The sequence below is a fragment of the Enterococcus thailandicus genome, assembly GCF_001886265.1.
Lineage (GTDB): Bacteria > Bacillota > Bacilli > Lactobacillales > Enterococcaceae > Enterococcus_B > Enterococcus_B thailandicus.
Genome location: NZ_JXLE01000013.1, coordinates 1 through 16,487, shown reverse-complemented (window position 1 = coordinate 16,487; position 16,487 = coordinate 1). Strand labels below are relative to the sequence as shown.

The window sequence follows — 16,487 nt, the reverse complement described above, 5'->3', positions numbered from 1 at the left end:
CGTTGTACACATTTTATTGGTATCCGAAATGTTCGACCTGCAAAAAAGCAAAAGCATGGCTAGATACACATCAGATTGCTTATCAAACAGTCGATATGGTTCAAGAAACACCAACCGCTCAAACAATTGAGACTTGGTTAACGAATACAGATTTACCGATGCGTCGTTTGTTCAATACGAGCGGGATGAAATATCGTGAATTAGGTTTGAAATCACAAATCGATGGTTTTTCAATCGAAGAAGCTAGTGAGCTACTTTCAACTGACGGAATGTTGATTAAACGTCCACTTTTAGTGAAAGAAGATCAGGTAGTAACAGTTGGTTATAATGAAAAAACTTATGAAGGAGCGTTAGTTTAACATGGCAGGCAAACATTTGAAGAAAACTGAAAATCTTTGGGTTTTATTTAACGGAAAAGAATACTGCATTGGTTTAACGAATGAAGCACAAGAAGAATTAGGACAAGTTACTTTTATCAATTTACCAAAAGTTGGCAAGACGTATCAAAAAGGGGAACCGTTGCTTGAAGTTGAAGCAGAAAAAGCGGTCAGCGAAATTGCCAGCCCAGTTACAGGAACGATTTCTTCCGTAAATGAAAAAATCGATGCGGATATCAACATTTTAAATGATGAAGACGAAATGAATGCTTGGATTTTAAGTTTTAAAGAGGTTGATCCACAGGATTTTGAAAACCTATAATCATTTTTTGATTAAGTATTCTAGTTTTAAAAATTGTTGACACTGGAATTTCTACTTGCTATAATCAAAGGCAATTACATGAAAGCTTTGAAAAGAAGAGTACATTTCACAGACGTTTGAAGAGAGCCCTGTTCGCTGAAAATGGGTAACGAACATGAGATGGAAGATGGTCTTAGAGCAGAGTGAGTGAGCATAAGCGAACTTACTACGGGAGTGCCCGTTATAGCACGACAGTATACGAGTGATTATTCAAGTACTGTAAAGAGGTTATTGCTGTAAAGCATTAACGAATCAAGGTGGTAACACGGAAGTTTATGCTTTCGTCCTTTTGCTTAATGGAGCAAATGGGCGGAAGCTTTTTTGTTTATCCAAGAAAATTTTTAGAAGAAAGATGGGGAAAATATGGCACTAATCCAATTGACCAATGTCGAAAAGACTTTTGGTGGGAAAAACGGAGCAATCCACGCTGTCAACGATGTGTCTTTAAGTATCGACAAAGGAGATATTTATGGAATCGTTGGGTACTCGGGCGCCGGAAAAAGTACATTAGTCCGCTTGTTAAATGGACTTGAGTTACCTAGCAGTGGCGAGGTCATTGTAAATAATCAAGATATCACAAAGTTGAAAAATAAAGAGTTACGAACTTTTCGTAAAAAAATCGGAATGATTTTTCAACATTTCAACCTTTTGTGGTCACGTACAGTGTTAGAAAATATCCAGTTGCCACTTGAGCTTGCTGGTATACCAAAAGCGCAACGTCAACAACGAGCAGAAGAACTATTGGGACTTGTTGGATTGGAAGGTAGAGGTGATGCGTATCCTTCGCAACTATCTGGTGGACAAAAGCAAAGAGTTGGGATTGCGCGCGCATTGGCAAATGATCCAGAAATTTTATTATGTGATGAAGCTACTAGTGCACTTGATCCGCAAACAACGGAAGAAGTGCTGGACCTGTTATTGGCAATCAACAAAAAATTAAATTTAACGATTGTTTTGATTACACATGAAATGAATGTTATTCGTAAAATTTGTAATAAGGTTGCTGTAATGGAACTTGGGAAAGTAGTTGAAGAAGGCGAGGTTCTAAATGTCTTCCGTCATCCAAAACAAGAAGTAACCAAACGTTTTGTTCAACAAGATATTGAACCAGAAGCTGATTCTACTGAACTATTAGCTGAATTGATCAAGGAAAATCCAAACGGCCGCCTAGTTACGCTAACGTTTGACGAAAATAACGCAAATGAACCAGTGATTTCTCAAGCAGTTCGTCGTTATAACGTGGATATCAATGTTGTTTATGGCAAAATCAAACAAGCAAAGGAAGGTTCGTTTGGTTCACTAACGATTTTGATGACAGGTGAAGAAAAAGAATTAGATCAAGCAGAAGTATTCTTTACCGAACAAGGCGTAGAAGTAGAGGTGATTCACCATGGATAAAAGCTTTTCAGCAACCTATTTAGATTTTAGCCAAATCAATGCAGAGACGATGAAACAAGCAATTGTTGATACTTTATACATGACATTGATTTCAATGGTTTTAGTTACAGTTATCGGATTAGTTTTAGGTTTAGTTCTTTATTCGATTGGTAGGAAAAATAAACCTTATGCACGTATCGTGTACGGGATTGTTTCGATTATCAGTAATATTTTCCGTTCAACACCATTTATGATCTTGATGGTATTGATCATTCCATTTACAAAAGCAATCGTTGGGACGATGCTTGGCGCGCAAGCAGCGATTCCAGCATTGGTATTATCTGCAGCACCATTTTACGCACGATTAGTTGAAATTGCTTTTCGTGAAGTAAGTCCGGGTGTTCTTGAAGCCGCAGATGCAATGGGCGCAAGTTATTGGGAAGTCATTTGGAAAGTGTTGATTCCTGAAAGTGTACCTGCTTTGATTTCAGGTTTAACGGTAACGACGATTTCAATGATTGGTTTCACTGCAATGGCAGGAGCAATCGGCGCTGGCGGACTAGGTGGTTTGGCTTGGCAAGAAGGCTACCAACGTGGTAATTTGACAGTGACATTTGTTGCAACATTAATTATTTTAGCTATTGTATTCGTTGTTCAGGGAATTGGAGATTTCTTAACGAAGAAAACAGATAGAAGATAAGAAAAATACTAGGGGGATATCAGGATGAAAAAGAAAATTTTTGGATTAGCAGCAGCACTTTTATTAACAGTCGGTTTAGCAGCTTGTGGGAACAGCGGAAAAGACAGCGCAAAGGATAGTTCGGATGAAACAACATTAAAAGTTGGTGCATCACCAACACCACATGCAGAAATTTTGGAACACGTCCAACCATTATTGAAAGAGGAAGGCATCAATCTTGAAATTGTTAAGTTTGATGATTATGTGTTACCGAACCAAGCTCTTGAAGAAGGCGATATTGATGCCAACTATTTCCAACATATTCCTTATTTGAACAAAGAAATCAAAGAAAAAGGGTATGACTTTGCGAATGCTGGTGCCATCCATATTGAACCAATGGGCTTGTATTCTCAATCAATCAAAGATATTTCTGAATTAAAAGATGGTGCTACAATCATTACTTCAAACTCAGAATCTGACTGGGGTCGAATCATCACAATTTTACAAGATGCTGATTTAGTGAAAGTCAAAGATGGTGTGGATCTTGAAACAGCGACATTTGATGATATTGCAGAAAATCCTAAGAATTTAAAATTCAATCATACAATTGATCCTTCTTTACTTGCGTCGACTTATCAAAATAATGAAGGTGACTTAGTTGCAATCAATGCAAACTTTGCTTATGGTGCTGGTTTGAATCCATTGGAAGATGCGGTGCTATTAGAACAAGACAATTCACCTTATGTAAATATCATTGCAACACGTTCAAAAGATAAGGACAGCAAGAAAATCAAAGCTTTGATTGAAGTGTTACACCGTGATGATGTTCAAAAATGGATCACTGAAAAATGGGGCGGTTCTGTGAAGCCAGTCTCAGCAGATGCAAAATAAAGGTGTGGCGCAAAGCGACTAGCTCCAAAAAATAAAAAGTAACTGATAAAAATAGCTTTTCATATTTTTGACAGTTACGAATTATTTCGAGGAGTTGCTTTGGGAACACCGTGGAAAAGGTTGTGGCACAAAACGTTTAGCTCCGAATAGATAGTGAGTAAGCATGCAAAATAGCTTCTAAATTTTGAATAAAATCAGAATAAATCTCACGAGAAACGTCACTACGCACAACTATAAATGTTTCATAAAAGAGAGACCGAGACAAAACTAAAAATCAGTCGTTCATAATACATTTTTTAATTTAAAAAACGCCTAAAATCAACGTTTAAAAAAACGAATTTTAGGCGTTTTTTTCTATTTCGGCTACTTTTATCCTAGCTCCTTTCTTTTTATACAAATTACAATGTAAAAATAAAGCTTTTTTGAGAATAAATGAAAGTTATTCTAATTTCGACTGGTTAGATCATTGCGCTTCATTCTCAATTAGTCTAAAATGGGTGAGAACGAAAGAGAATTTGGAGGGAAACTGGCATGTCTGTCTTAGAAGTAAAAAATTTACATGTATCTATCGAGGAGAAAGAAATCCTTAAAGGTGTTAATTTAGTAATGAAAACGGGCGAAATCCACGCAATCATGGGACCAAATGGAACAGGTAAATCAACTTTATCTGCTGCAATCATGGGGAACCCTAATTATGAAGTAACAGAAGGCGAAGTTTTATTCGATGGGAAAAATATTTTAGACTTAGAAGTGGATGAACGTGCACGACTAGGGTTATTTTTAGCGATGCAATACCCAAGTGAGATTCCAGGAATCACTAATGCAGAATTTATGCGTGCAGCAATCAATGCAAAACGTGATGAAGATAACAAGATGTCTGTCATGACTTTCTTGAAAAAATTAGATGCAAAAATGGATCTATTAAACATGCCTGAAGAAATGGCTGAACGTTATCTGAACGAAGGTTTTTCTGGTGGTGAAAAGAAACGTAATGAAATTTTACAATTGTTGATGCTTGAGCCAACATTTGCTATTTTAGATGAAATCGATTCAGGACTAGACATTGATGCATTAAAAGTAGTAGCAAAAGGTGTGAATGAAATGCGTGGCGAAAACTTTGGTGCATTAATCATCACTCACTATCAACGTTTGTTGAACTATATCACTCCTGACGTGGTCCATATCATGATGGAAGGTCGCGTTGTAATGACTGGAAACGCTGATTTAGCAAAACGTTTAGAAGCAGAAGGCTATGCTGGAATCAGTAAAGAATTAGGAATCGACTACAAAGAAGAAGAAGCGTAAGGAGGAGCAGGAATGAAAGAGAAAAACTGGCTCGACCATCTTGACGCGGTCAACGACTTTTCTTTGAGTAAAGGAGAGCCTGCTTGGATGACAGAGCTTCGTCAACAAGCATTGGCAAAAGCAAATGAATTGGTTTTACCAAAAATTGAACGAGTAAAATTTGCTCGCTGGCCGTTATTTGATATCAAAGAAATGACAGATGTTGTGACAGATGCTGGGAATGTTGCTGCGTTTGATACAATGAAAGACAATCCAGTGCTGGTACAACAGGGAACTTGGACTGTTTTTGAACAATTATCGACAGAATTAGCAGAACAAGGTGTGATTTTCACCGACATCTTTACTGCAATGCAAGAGTATCCTGAATTAGTACAAGAATACTATATGACAAAAGCTGTCAATATGGATGAAGATCAGTTAACTGCCTTGCACGCAGCATTTATGAATAGTGGTTTATTTCTTTATGTACCTAAAAATGTCGTGATTGAAGAACCAATTGAATCTTTATTTATTCAAGATGGCACAATCGATCAACATTTCTTTAAACATGTCTTGATTGTCGCAGATGAACATAGTGAATTTTCTTACCTTGAACGTTTTCAAACAACGGGTGAGCAACTAGCAAAAGTTTCTGGAAATATCGTGGTAGAAGTCATTGCGAAAGCTGGATCAAAAGTGAAATTTTCCGCAGTTGATCAACTAGGTGAGAATGTGACGGCTTATATGAATCGCCGTGGTCATATTTTACGTGATGCTTCTGTAGACTGGGCAATTGGTGTGATGAATGATGGCAATATTGTTGCTGACTTTGATTCTGATTTAGTTGGCGAAGGCGGTCATTCTGAAGTTAAGATCGTTGCTATTAGTGGCGGCAAACAAACACAAGGAATTGATACACGTGTGACGAATAAAGCACCACATACGATTGGTCATATTTTACAACATGGCGTGATTCGTGAGCGAGGTGTGTTAACATTTAACGGAATTGGGCACATCTTAAAAGGCGCAAAAGGTGCGGATGCACAGCAAGAAAGTCGTGTCTTGATGCTTTCAGATAAAGCTCGTGGTGATGCTAATCCAATTCTTTTGATTGACGAAAACGAAGTAACTGCTGGCCATGCTGCTAGTGTTGGTCGTGTAGATCCAGAGGAAATGTATTATTTGATGAGCCGTGGTTTGCATAAAGAAGAAGCTGAACGCTTAGTTATTCGCGGATTCCTTGGTTCCGTATTAACGGCTATCCCTGTTGAAGAAGTGCAAAAAGAATTGATTGAGGTCATTGAAGGGAAGTTGAATGCATGATTCATGCAGAAAAATTACGTGCTGATTTTCCTATCTTATTTCAAGAAGTGAACGATGAAGCCTTGGTGTATTTGGATAATGCTGCAACGACCCAAAAACCAAAGCAAGTGTTGGCTGCACTAACTAACTATTATGAAAAAGATAATGCGAATGTGCATCGTGGGGTTCATACTTTAGCAGAACGCGCAACGCATGAATACGAAGCTGCTCGAGAAAAAGTTCGCCGGTTTATCCATGCGAATGAAACAGCAGAGGTTCTATTCACGCGCGGGACGACGACAAGTTTAAACTGGGTTGCAAGAAGCTTTGGGGAGTTCATTCATGAAGGAGACGAAATCGTTCTTTCTTATATGGAACATCACTCTAATATCATTCCATGGCAACAACTGGCTAAACAAAAAGGTGCAACCTTAAAGTATATCGAATTAACACCAGAAAGATTACTCGATATGGCTGATGCAAAAGAAAAAATTACAGCAAAAACAAAGATTCTTGCAATCGCCCACGTTTCTAATGTTTTAGGTGTCAAAAATCCAGTGAAAGATTTAGCAGAACTCGTTCACGAAAAAGGTGGCGTAATCGTGGTTGATGGGGCGCAAGCTGCACCACATATGCCAATCAATGTTCAAGAACTTGATTGCGATTTTTATGCTTTTAGTGGTCATAAAATGTGTGGGCCAACTGGAATTGGTGTTTTATATGGTAAAAGAACTTGGCTAGAACAAATGGAACCAGTTGAGTTTGGTGGAGAAATGATTGACTTCGTTGAACTTTACGATAGCACATGGAAAGAACTTCCTTGGAAATTTGAAGCTGGAACGCCGAACATCGCTGGCGCGATTGCGCTTGGTCATGCGATTGATTATTTAGAAACGATTGGATTAGCAGAAATCCATCGTTATGAAGAAGAAATTGTAGCTTATGTATTGCCTAAACTTCAAGCAATCAAAGGATTAACGATTTATGGTCCACAAGAGCCAGAAAAGCGTACCGGAGTGATTGCATTTAATTTAGAAAATTTACATCCACATGATGTGGCAACAGCACTTGACATGGAAGGTGTAGCAGTTCGAGCAGGCCATCATTGCGCACAACCATTATTGAATTATTTACAGGTACCTGCAACAGCTCGAGCAAGTTTTTATTTCTATAATACTAAGCAAGACGCGGATCGGTTAGTTGAAGCAATTCTCGCAACAAAGGAGTTTTTCCAACATGGGACTATCTAAATTAGACAATCTTTATCGTCAAGTGATTCTAGATCATTCTTCCCATCCACACCATCGTGGAAGTTTGACCGAGTCAACGAATAAAATCGAACTAAACAATCCAACTTGTGGTGATGTGATCGAATTACAAGTAGATGTTAAAAATGGCGTGATTGAAAATATCGCATTTGATGGTAGTGGCTGTTCAATCAGTACAGCCAGTGCCTCGATGATGACGGATGCTGTAATCGGTAAAACCGTTGCCGAAGCACAACACTTAACAGTTGAATTTTTACAACTCGTACAAGGAAATGAAGTCGCCGATGAAGAAAAATTAGGTGATGCAGCCATGTTAAGTGGCGTTGCGAAGTTTCCAGCCAGAATCAAGTGTGCCACACTTGCTTGGAAAGCATTGAGTCAAGCAGTGACTGAAAATGGCACAGCAACAGCCCACCATTACCATAAAGAAGAGGAGTGAGAATATGGGCGTACCAGAATTAGAAGAATATAAATTTGGGTTTCACGATGATGTGCAACCTGTTTTCAGTACCGGAGAAGGATTAACTGAAGAAGTAATTCGTGAAATGTCACGAATTAAAGAAGAACCAGAATGGATGCTCGAGTTTCGCTTGAAGTCGTTAGAGACGTTTAATAAAATGCCGATGCAAACTTGGGGACCTGACTTGTCTGATATTGACTTTGAGGCCATTAAATATTATCAAAAACCAAGTGATAAGCCTGCTCGTGATTGGGAAGATGTACCAGAAAAAATCAAAGAAACCTTTGAAAAAATCGGTATTCCTGAAGCCGAACGTGCTTATTTAGCAGGAGCCTCAGCTCAATATGAATCAGAAGTGGTTTACCACAACATGAAAGAGGAATTCGAAAAATTAGGAATTATTTTTACTGACACTGACTCTGCATTGAAAGAATATCCAGAATTATTCAAGGAATATTTTGCTAAATTAGTTCCACCAACCGACAACAAATTAGCTGCACTTAACTCTGCGGTTTGGTCAGGTGGCACATTCATTTATGTACCAAAAGGTGTCCGAGTAGATGTTCCTTTACAAACCTACTTCCGAATCAATGCAGAAAATACTGGACAATTTGAACGAACATTAATTATTGTTGATGAAGGCGCTAGTGTTCACTATGTGGAAGGCTGTACGGCACCCACTTATTCAAGTAATAGTTTACATGCAGCGATTGTTGAAATCTATACCAGAAAAGATGCTTATTGCCGCTATACAACCATCCAAAACTGGTCTGACAACGTCTATAATTTAGTAACGAAACGTGCAAAAGCTTACGAAGGCGCAACAGTTGAATGGATTGATGGGAACCTTGGTGCGAAAACAACGATGAAATACCCAAGTGTTTACTTGGACGGAAAAGGTGCTCGAGGTACCATGTTGTCAATCGCTTTTGCAGGTGCAAATCAAATCCAAGATACAGGTGCTAAAATGATTCACAATGCACCAAACACTTCAAGCTCTATCGTCTCAAAATCAATTTCAAAAGACGGTGGCGAAGTCAACTATCGTGGACAAGTAACCTTTGCTAAAGACAGCGCAGGATCTATTTCTCACATTGAATGCGACACGATTATTATGGATGAACTATCAAAATCAGATACGATTCCATTCAATGAAATCCACAACAGTCAAGTTTCTTTAGAACATGAAGCGAAAGTTTCAAAAATTTCCGAAGAGCAGCTCTACTATTTGATGAGCCGTGGCTTGACTGAATCAGAAGCGACAGAAATGATCGTGATGGGCTTTGTTGAGCCATTCACTAAAGAACTTCCAATGGAATATGCGGTTGAACTCAATCGTTTGATCAGTTATGAGATGGAAGGCAGTGTAGGTTAATTTTAATTTAAGCGCTAGAAATGTTGATTTATCAATGTTTCTGGTGCTTCTTTTTTTCGAAAAAGTAAACTAACTACAAAACTAACTACAACGGAGGTTAAAAGAGATATTTCTCTTTTTCAATAAATTTAGCAAATTGATCCGCACTGCGTTCCTCGCGTTCAGGATAGAAGTAGTTATAAACCTGACGAGTCATCTTAGAATCTTTATGGCCAACTCGATACATAATATCCTCTAGATTCATATCTGCCATTGCACAAAGAGAAACGTGCGTCTTCCTGAATTCATGAAGAGTAATCCGTTTTAGGTTGTACTTGGTTGCAATGACATCATACCAATCGTTTGCTTGACCAGGACGACAAAACATATTTTCTCTATTTGGAAACACAAGCTGGTGCTTACTTGTAGATTTAAATCCTAAAATAGTTAACTCTAACTGCTGTCTAGTTTTCCATTCCTGTAACATAGTCATAGTTTCTGAATCAATTGAAATGGTTCTTTTTCCAGCATTTGTTTTAGCACTTTGGCTAGCTACTTTAGTTATTTTAGTAGTAGGATCACTTTCGACTTCAGCTAGTGTTTTACTGATGATTAATTTATTCGTTTCAAAATTAATATCATTCCATTCAAGAGCAAGTATTTCTGATTTTCTAGCGCCTGTATAGGACAGGACACGAAAATAGGTTTCGATTTTCTTATTTCCATGTTTTTTGCATGAATCTAGAAAAAGCGCTAATTCTTTTGGTGTATAAACTGTCATTGTTTCAGTAGCGACTAAATGTTCATCAATTTCTTGACGTTTAATTGGCTCAGTTTTCCGCATAGGATTTTCAGTAATGAGTTCTTGTTGGATACCATATTGAAAAATTTGAGCAACCGCTCTCCGAAAATAGTAAGCCTGTTTATATCCATCTCTTATCCAGCGACGATTAACTTGAGTACAAAATCGAACAGAAATATCATTTATTTTTTTGTCTCCAAAATATTCAAGTGCATGATCTTCAATTGCTCTTCTAGTGATCATGATAGTAGACGGCTTTACTTTCAATCGATATTGCTCGATGAATTCTTCATACAACTCTTTAAAAGTGATATTGCCATTCATTTTAATTAGATTTCTGTCAAAATCTAATTGTAGTTGTCTGTAGACTTGTTGGGCATCTTTTTTTGTTTGAAAGCCACTTCTTGTAGTGCGGACTTCTTCACCAAACTCAGCCTTTCCAAGATAGCATTGGAATTTCCAGAGTTTTTTATTGTATTTTGTGTATTGCTTAAAAGAAACAGACATTAAAATCTTCCTTCCTAATTCATTATTTGGATTAGGATATTTTGTTTTTAGTAAGATTTTAATAATTGAGGCTTTAATCAGATGAATCATTTTTTAATTGATTGAAAATATTTTTAACATCTTCAAGATCATACAAATGTTGCCGACCAATCATAATTACTTCTAATCCATTTAGATGAAGTGTTTTTAAGGTGTCATAACCAATATGCAATTCCGTCATCAAAGTTTGTTGATTAATATATCTTCCAAGAATTAGTGATGTCCTATCAAGCTTAGTCATATGATCTTACCTTTCTTTACACAATAGACTGGTTACGATATTTATTTGCATATTTTCGTTGAAAAAAATAGCAATCATCCTTTCTTCATTAAGAGTGTATTTGCCTCAAGATGCTGCGAGCTAGAATTAAATACTATACTTTAATTATAATACGCTTAGCATCTTTTTCCTATACTAAGTGGGAAAAGGATAATTGTTTTAAGGAATGTTATCACTTATTCAAACGACTTAGGAAAGTCCACAGGAATTTCACCTCAACTCAAACTTGGAGAAGCTACCCAATGCCGTGAAGCGTTCAAGGTAGGAGTATCATTATAGTGAATACAAATCATGGCTTCTTCAAGTTCCTAAATGAAGAGTGTAAATCAAATAATAATCGCTCGTTTTTTCAAAGTCATTGCGGATTTGTTTACCTAGCTTATTGTAATCAAAATGTATTTGAATAAGTTATTCAATTTTCAAAGAGCAGTTTTGGTTATATACTAATAAGAGGTTTATTGGATAAGAAAACACAACATTTAATTTGTTAAATATGGAAAAATGGCCGAGGTTGTACTCTCAGCCATTTTTTTGGTTTAATTCAAATTTGGGTTGTAAATAAATATTTGATATTCTTATTATTGAACTTCAAAATCCATTATCAACCTGATAAAGCGCTCTGATAACTCTTGATAGCAGTCTAAATCAATCCTGCCATCACGTGTAGCCTCTTTTAGTAATAAAGGTTGAAACTGTTGGTACAAATTTACCATTGATTCATGATCACCTTTCTGAGCTTTAATAGCTAAAGAAGTAAGAGTTTCCATATTCTATTCCTCCCTTAAAAAGTTTTATAAATTTTTTAAAGGAGGAGCTCGTATATAAATAAATCTGAGATTATCTTTTCATTAACTTCTTTAACTTTTCTAGCAACCTTTTCTTGTAAATAGAAATTGCCTGCTGTGATATTTCCTTTTCTTGTGCAAGTTCAGTATCACTTTTTTTTACAACATATTTTTCTAAGAGAAATCTCTTTTCTTTAGTATTAAGCTGTTTGATTGCTTTTATAAGCATTTCATCTTCAAAATACGTTTCAATGTTTATCAAGTCAAGTAATGGCATATTGATAATATTAAAATAGTTATCTGTGTAAGAAGAATCGAGTGTGATATCTTGAAAATCGGTAAGGAGTAATTTAGCAGAGTAGTTTCTCTTTTTTCTATAATAGTTGTTTGCATGATAGTGTATTCCTATATGAATGTATTTTTTTAGTTTGTTATCACTTGGAGTATTTGCCATGTGAACTACCTCCTATATCTATGTGACTTTTTCCGTATGTCGATACTGCCAAAAACCTCTATAAACTTTTTCAACAGGCAAGTTATTATCTTCTACCATTCTTGGTAAAATATTACTTACTAGATTTTTATAACCTAAATTGAAATGTAGATTTTTTGTGACTACAGAATAAATTTGTGAAGCATTCATTGGTATGCCAGAAGATTTCAAAATGTAGCAGATATCTTTAGAAATAATGTCATAGGGAATAGAAGAAAGCTTTATTTTTTGATCCTTAAATTTTGTGTAATCAATCTCTTTCTTTGGGATAATAGTAGTTTGAGAAAGTGCATGTCCTTCAGAAATAGTATTTTCTATTTCTTCTATTCGATTTAATCGTTTTTCAACGGCTTCATATAGACTGGCTACGGCTTTTCTTTCATGCATTAATTCAATCAGCAGCTTCATCAGGGTTCTTTTTTCTTCTAACAGATTCAAAATAATCACCTCTTTATTAATAAGAAGTTTTAAAGTTACAAAATTACAACAAAAACCGACCATCAATCTAATAAATTGATAGTCGGTTTTTGTTGCTTTATTAAATTAAAAGTGGGTAATAAAGATTATTTATGCCAACAGACTGTTTTCTGAATACAAAAAAGTAATTTATGAGGGAAAATAGAAAAAATTAGCCCAAATTGGTGAATCTACAAAATTTTTATTCGAAATTATTTCTCTATTGATAGATATTTTTGTGCAGGTAAAAGTGGCAGTTATTACGATAATAACTGCCGTTTTAGCAATTACTATCACTGGCTTATCAATTTTTATTTAATAAGGTAAGGAATGTAAATTTACTTATTGAATAACAATTTAAAAGCAGAGAAGAGACGCCAGTTCGAAAATACTTATTAGCAGCATGGCCCACTATGATCTCTATCTCATATTTTTAGTTCACAAAAATAGTTTAGATTTTCTATTTCGAAAAAATTTGCCAAGAGAAAGTGAGAGTGCATTAATAACAATGCTCCAGCTTAGCATAATAATTAACAATTTGAATTGAAAAATCACACAAAAAAGAAAAACAAATAAGTATTTGTAAAGTGATAATTTCAGTTTGTTTTTAAAGTAAACTAACTCTTCATTATCAAGTGGTTTATTTTTATTATCAATAGGATTGGATAAATAAATATAGATGTAAGATACACAAGCTAAAAATTCTAAAATATTAATTGATACAGTATCTGATTTGACTAATATTATCATCAATTGAATTAGCAATAGAGAGAAGAGAATACAAAAGTGATCATTTTTTAAATGTAGTCCTCCAGCATATCGTCTCAGGGTAAGGAAACAGATAGTAAAAAATATTGTTTCTAAAAGGAAATGATTAATTGTACCTAAAGTTAAAATAAGAAATGCGATAAAGAGATATTGAAAAAGCGTTTCTAATCCATAAATGTATATATCTACTTCATCCAAGTCTATAATTTTTTCTTTGACTAAAGTGTTCGCTATGATTCTAGTAAATTTTTGCATATTCTAAAATTTTCTTAATTTTTTTACATTTTTAGGAATTTTTTTTTGCCCAAAGATAAATGCACAAGTAAAGTTTACAGACAGTCCTGCACTAGCAAAACTTATTTTTTTTGTTAAATTGAGAATTTGTTTCTTCATAATTCCATATCTCCTTTATTTTTATTTTATTTATAAGTAGTTAGAAATATAGAGTTACTTTCTTACTACTGTATAATTTGTTTGAAAAAAGTTAAGAACTTTCAATTAAAGTCCCATAAAATTATTTTTACGCAATAATAATCATTTTCGATAAATTGCTCGTAAATACCACTATTTTCACGGACAGTTTTTTTTATGTTTTTTATTCCTATTCCTTCATTGGGAATTTCACTGTGATTAGTATCAATGGTATTTTTTATGTTAATAAACAAACTTTGATCAAAATATTTAATCTTTAGATCAATTTTTTTGAAACAAGATTTATCAATTTCTAAACAAGCATTAATAGCATTATCAAGTAAATTACCAAAAAGTACAATAATGATGTCATTTTCTAAATTTAATTCTTCAGGAATGAGACAATTTACTTGAGTAACTATACCATGATTTTTTGCAAAATATATTTTATGAGAAAGTAAATAATTCAATTCTTTATTTGGAGTGTAGACTTCAAGCGAGTTATTATCTAATTCTGAAATTTGCGATTGAATAGTTAATATGAAATTCATCGCATCTGTATATTTTTTATTTTCAATGTGACTTGATAAGATAAGTACCGTGTTTTTGAAATCGTGCCTCATAGATTGAAGTTGCTCCTGTGAAGCAATAGCATTAGTAAGTTCCTTTTTCTGCTTAATTAAGTTAAATTCTAGTTTTTGATACTCTAAATCAGTTCTGTTTTCTTTCTTCATACGATTATACAGAATAAAAAAACCTAAATTGAGAAAAGAAATCTCAAATATCAGCAATAAAGTAAGAATCGTATTTTCGATAGGTATTTCTATTATAAAATATAAAAACATATAACAAGACAATACAAATAATGAGGTTAATGGAACAAGACAAACAATTAACTTTGAAGCTTTTCTTGTTCTAAAAAAATCTTTTTTTAATAGAATTATTGCACAGATAATTAAAACTGTCTTAGTAGCAAATGTTGGAATTGTTCCATCTATAACTAAGGGAATTTTATCTAAATCATAATTAAGTAATTGAGTTAGTTCCAGAGCTGTAATGCTCTCACTTAATAAAGTAATTAAGACATAAATACCCCCAAAATAGAATTTATCAATCATTGGTAATTTAATGTTATGAGTTAAAAAAGCTATAAAAAGTATATATGATATTAAATTAAGTAGTGTTAAAGTTGATTCACTCAAGGGAATGAAATGACTTATATTTATTCCTAAATTTGGTATGAAAACTCCGAAGAAGCCTATTATTAATTTATTCTTTTTACATTCTGCAAATCTTTTCATAAAAAAATAAAATAAGAATATATCAATGAGTGTCGAAGTCATTAACAAGAATATCGTCATATTAAAATTTCCTTTCCATATATCTAAGTATTTCAGTTCTTGCATACGATCTGAATTTTCTACTTATTGGAAGAATTTGATGATTTTGTAATTCGTGATTACTAAATTTCAATATAACATTTTCACCAGATAAACGTATTAAAGATTTCAGATTAATGATAAATGACGTATGAATTTGAACAAAAGAGTCATTCAGTTTTTTTAATAAATCGTTTGTTGACATGATAAATTCATCTGCACCATTTTCAGTATGAATTAAAACGTATCTCCCCTTTTTTTCAAAATAAATAATGTTTTTAAAAGGCACCAAAACTACTTCATTTCTTTTTTTATAATAAAATTCTTCTTCTTCTGAATCAAGTAAATCTGTTATTCTATCAATTGTTTTAAATAGCTTTTCTTTGGTTACAGGTTTTATTAAATAATCAAAAGTATTTACCTCAAAAACATCTTTCATATATTGTGTGTAATAAGTACAAAAAATAATAAAAGCATGTACATCAGTTGATCTTATAAGCTTTGCTAATTGTAAACCATTAATAGTTGGTATCTCGACGTCTAAAATGTAAATATCATAGTAACTATTGTTAAGATTGTTAATGAGTCGCTCTGATTGATTAAAAATATCACAATCTATTGTAAAACTATCGCTTGTATATTCTAATAGATAATTTTCAATAGAGCTAGTAACTATTGGAATGTCATCACATATTGCAATTTTTAAGGTCTTCATATTTGAGGCTCCAATCTTTAATTAGTTATGAACGGCATAAAGAAATCAAATATTGTACAATCAATTTTAACTCCTTCAATAGTAAAATCGTCTGATTTGTCATGATCAGCAAAGTAAATGTAACGATAAACAAAATTTGAAAATACCGTTGATCACTTTAAATAATTTTAACATGCTAGTTTTCATTTTGGAAATATAGATTACAATGCGAACAGGTTCTATGTATTAATTGTTTTAAAATTTTCTTATGTTATTTAAGACAGCTTGATTGTCGATTGTTACATGTCAATTTTTTTTTTGAAGAATTTGTTACATTTGTAACAAGTAGTAATGTATTTTACTAGCTCTTAAGAATTACCTGTTTAATGACTTTTCTTGAAGTTAAATTTATGTTTTATCCACAAAAAGTTATTTTATGGGTATCAAATTATATAGTATAGGAGGGGAGAATAATGGAAAAAGCAATGGTTGTAAATAACAAAAGCTGTTCAGTATGTGC

General features: G+C 34.0%; 19 protein-coding genes and 1 other annotated feature. Of the genes, 10 read left to right on the top strand and 9 right to left on the bottom strand.

Going from position 1 to position 16,487, the window contains the following annotated elements; translation table 11 throughout:
- Nucleotides 1–2: 2 nt before the first annotated feature.
- The 10 genes from RV17_RS09540 (at nt 3) to sufB (ending at nt 9,374) form a co-directional block, all read left to right on the top strand.
- Nucleotides 3–359: an arsenate reductase family protein gene (locus RV17_RS09540; RefSeq protein ID WP_067482777.1), complete on the top strand. Its 357-nt coding sequence runs from the start codon at nt 3–5 to the stop codon at nt 357–359.
- 1 nt (nt 360) lies between these two features.
- Nucleotides 361–699 (top strand): glycine cleavage system protein H, encoded by a 339-nt coding sequence (locus RV17_RS09535; protein ID WP_067482774.1) that lies wholly within the window; start codon nt 361–363, stop codon nt 697–699.
- A gap of 78 nt (nt 700–777) precedes the next feature.
- Nucleotides 778–1,030, top strand: a binding site (T-box leader).
- A 71-nt stretch (nt 1,031–1,101) separates the two neighbouring features.
- Complete coding sequence (locus RV17_RS09530; protein WP_067482772.1) at nt 1,102–2,136, top strand: methionine ABC transporter ATP-binding protein; 1,035 nt, start codon at nt 1,102–1,104, stop codon at nt 2,134–2,136.
- Nucleotides 2,129–2,815, top strand: a complete 687-nt coding sequence (locus RV17_RS09525) for a methionine ABC transporter permease (RefSeq protein WP_067482770.1) — start codon at nt 2,129–2,131, stop codon at nt 2,813–2,815. Before RV17_RS09530 ends, RV17_RS09525 begins: the two co-directional genes overlap by 8 nt.
- Before the next feature lie 24 nt (nt 2,816–2,839).
- Nucleotides 2,840–3,685, top strand: a complete 846-nt coding sequence (locus RV17_RS09520; RefSeq protein WP_067482768.1) for a MetQ/NlpA family ABC transporter substrate-binding protein — start codon at nt 2,840–2,842, stop codon at nt 3,683–3,685.
- Between the two features lie 531 nt (nt 3,686–4,216).
- Complete coding sequence (sufC, locus tag RV17_RS09515) at nt 4,217–4,990, top strand: Fe-S cluster assembly ATPase SufC (protein WP_067482766.1); 774 nt, start codon at nt 4,217–4,219, stop codon at nt 4,988–4,990.
- A 12-nt stretch (nt 4,991–5,002) separates the two neighbouring features.
- On the top strand, nt 5,003–6,292 hold the full coding sequence (gene sufD / locus RV17_RS09510; protein ID WP_071869093.1) for a Fe-S cluster assembly protein SufD: 1,290 nt from the start codon (nt 5,003–5,005) through the stop codon (nt 6,290–6,292).
- On the top strand, nt 6,289–7,521 hold the full coding sequence (locus RV17_RS09505) for a cysteine desulfurase (RefSeq protein WP_071869092.1): 1,233 nt from the start codon (nt 6,289–6,291) through the stop codon (nt 7,519–7,521). The genes sufD and RV17_RS09505 overlap by 4 nt, the downstream gene beginning before the upstream one ends.
- A complete protein-coding gene (gene sufU / locus RV17_RS09500) occupies nt 7,508–7,978 on the top strand; it encodes a Fe-S cluster assembly sulfur transfer protein SufU (RefSeq protein WP_067482762.1) in 471 nt (156 codons plus the stop codon). Before RV17_RS09505 ends, sufU begins: the two co-directional genes overlap by 14 nt.
- A 4-nt stretch (nt 7,979–7,982) precedes the next feature.
- Nucleotides 7,983–9,374, top strand: a complete 1,392-nt coding sequence (gene sufB, locus RV17_RS09495; RefSeq protein WP_067482761.1) for a Fe-S cluster assembly protein SufB — start codon at nt 7,983–7,985, stop codon at nt 9,372–9,374.
- A gap of 97 nt (nt 9,375–9,471) precedes the next feature.
- Here sufB and RV17_RS09490 read toward each other — a convergent pair whose 3' ends face one another.
- The 9 genes from RV17_RS09490 to RV17_RS09455 form a co-directional block, all read right to left on the bottom strand.
- Nucleotides 9,472–10,662, bottom strand: coding sequence for a site-specific integrase (locus RV17_RS09490; RefSeq protein ID WP_071869091.1), 1,191 nt, complete (start codon nt 10,660–10,662; stop codon nt 9,472–9,474).
- 73 nt (nt 10,663–10,735) lie between these two features.
- A complete protein-coding gene (locus RV17_RS09485) occupies nt 10,736–10,882 on the bottom strand; it encodes a hypothetical protein (protein ID WP_428839264.1) in 147 nt (48 codons plus the stop codon).
- 677 nt (nt 10,883–11,559) lie between these two features.
- Nucleotides 11,560–11,748 (bottom strand): helix-turn-helix domain-containing protein, encoded by a 189-nt coding sequence (locus RV17_RS09480; RefSeq protein ID WP_071869089.1) that lies wholly within the window; start codon nt 11,746–11,748, stop codon nt 11,560–11,562.
- A gap of 70 nt (nt 11,749–11,818) precedes the next feature.
- Nucleotides 11,819–12,220 carry a hypothetical protein gene (locus RV17_RS09475; protein WP_071869088.1) on the bottom strand — a complete coding sequence of 134 codons (402 nt, stop codon included), beginning with the start codon at nt 12,218–12,220 and terminating at the stop codon, nt 11,819–11,821.
- 18 nt (nt 12,221–12,238) lie between these two features.
- On the bottom strand, nt 12,239–12,697 hold the full coding sequence (locus RV17_RS09470) for a hypothetical protein (RefSeq protein WP_071869087.1): 459 nt from the start codon (nt 12,695–12,697) through the stop codon (nt 12,239–12,241).
- 456 nt (nt 12,698–13,153) lie between these two features.
- Complete coding sequence (locus RV17_RS13825) at nt 13,154–13,738, bottom strand: accessory gene regulator ArgB-like protein (RefSeq protein ID WP_071869086.1); 585 nt, start codon at nt 13,736–13,738, stop codon at nt 13,154–13,156.
- A 3-nt stretch (nt 13,739–13,741) separates the two neighbouring features.
- Nucleotides 13,742–13,876, bottom strand: a complete 135-nt coding sequence (locus RV17_RS13155; protein WP_083571978.1) for an AgrD family cyclic lactone autoinducer peptide — start codon at nt 13,874–13,876, stop codon at nt 13,742–13,744.
- Between the two features lie 101 nt (nt 13,877–13,977).
- A complete protein-coding gene (locus RV17_RS09460; RefSeq protein ID WP_071869085.1) occupies nt 13,978–15,255 on the bottom strand; it encodes a sensor histidine kinase in 1,278 nt (425 codons plus the stop codon).
- Nucleotide 15,256: 1 nt separating this feature from the next.
- Nucleotides 15,257–15,988 carry a LytR/AlgR family response regulator transcription factor gene (locus RV17_RS09455; protein ID WP_071869084.1) on the bottom strand — a complete coding sequence of 244 codons (732 nt, stop codon included), beginning with the start codon at nt 15,986–15,988 and terminating at the stop codon, nt 15,257–15,259.
- Nucleotides 15,989–16,487: the final 499 nt, after the last annotated feature.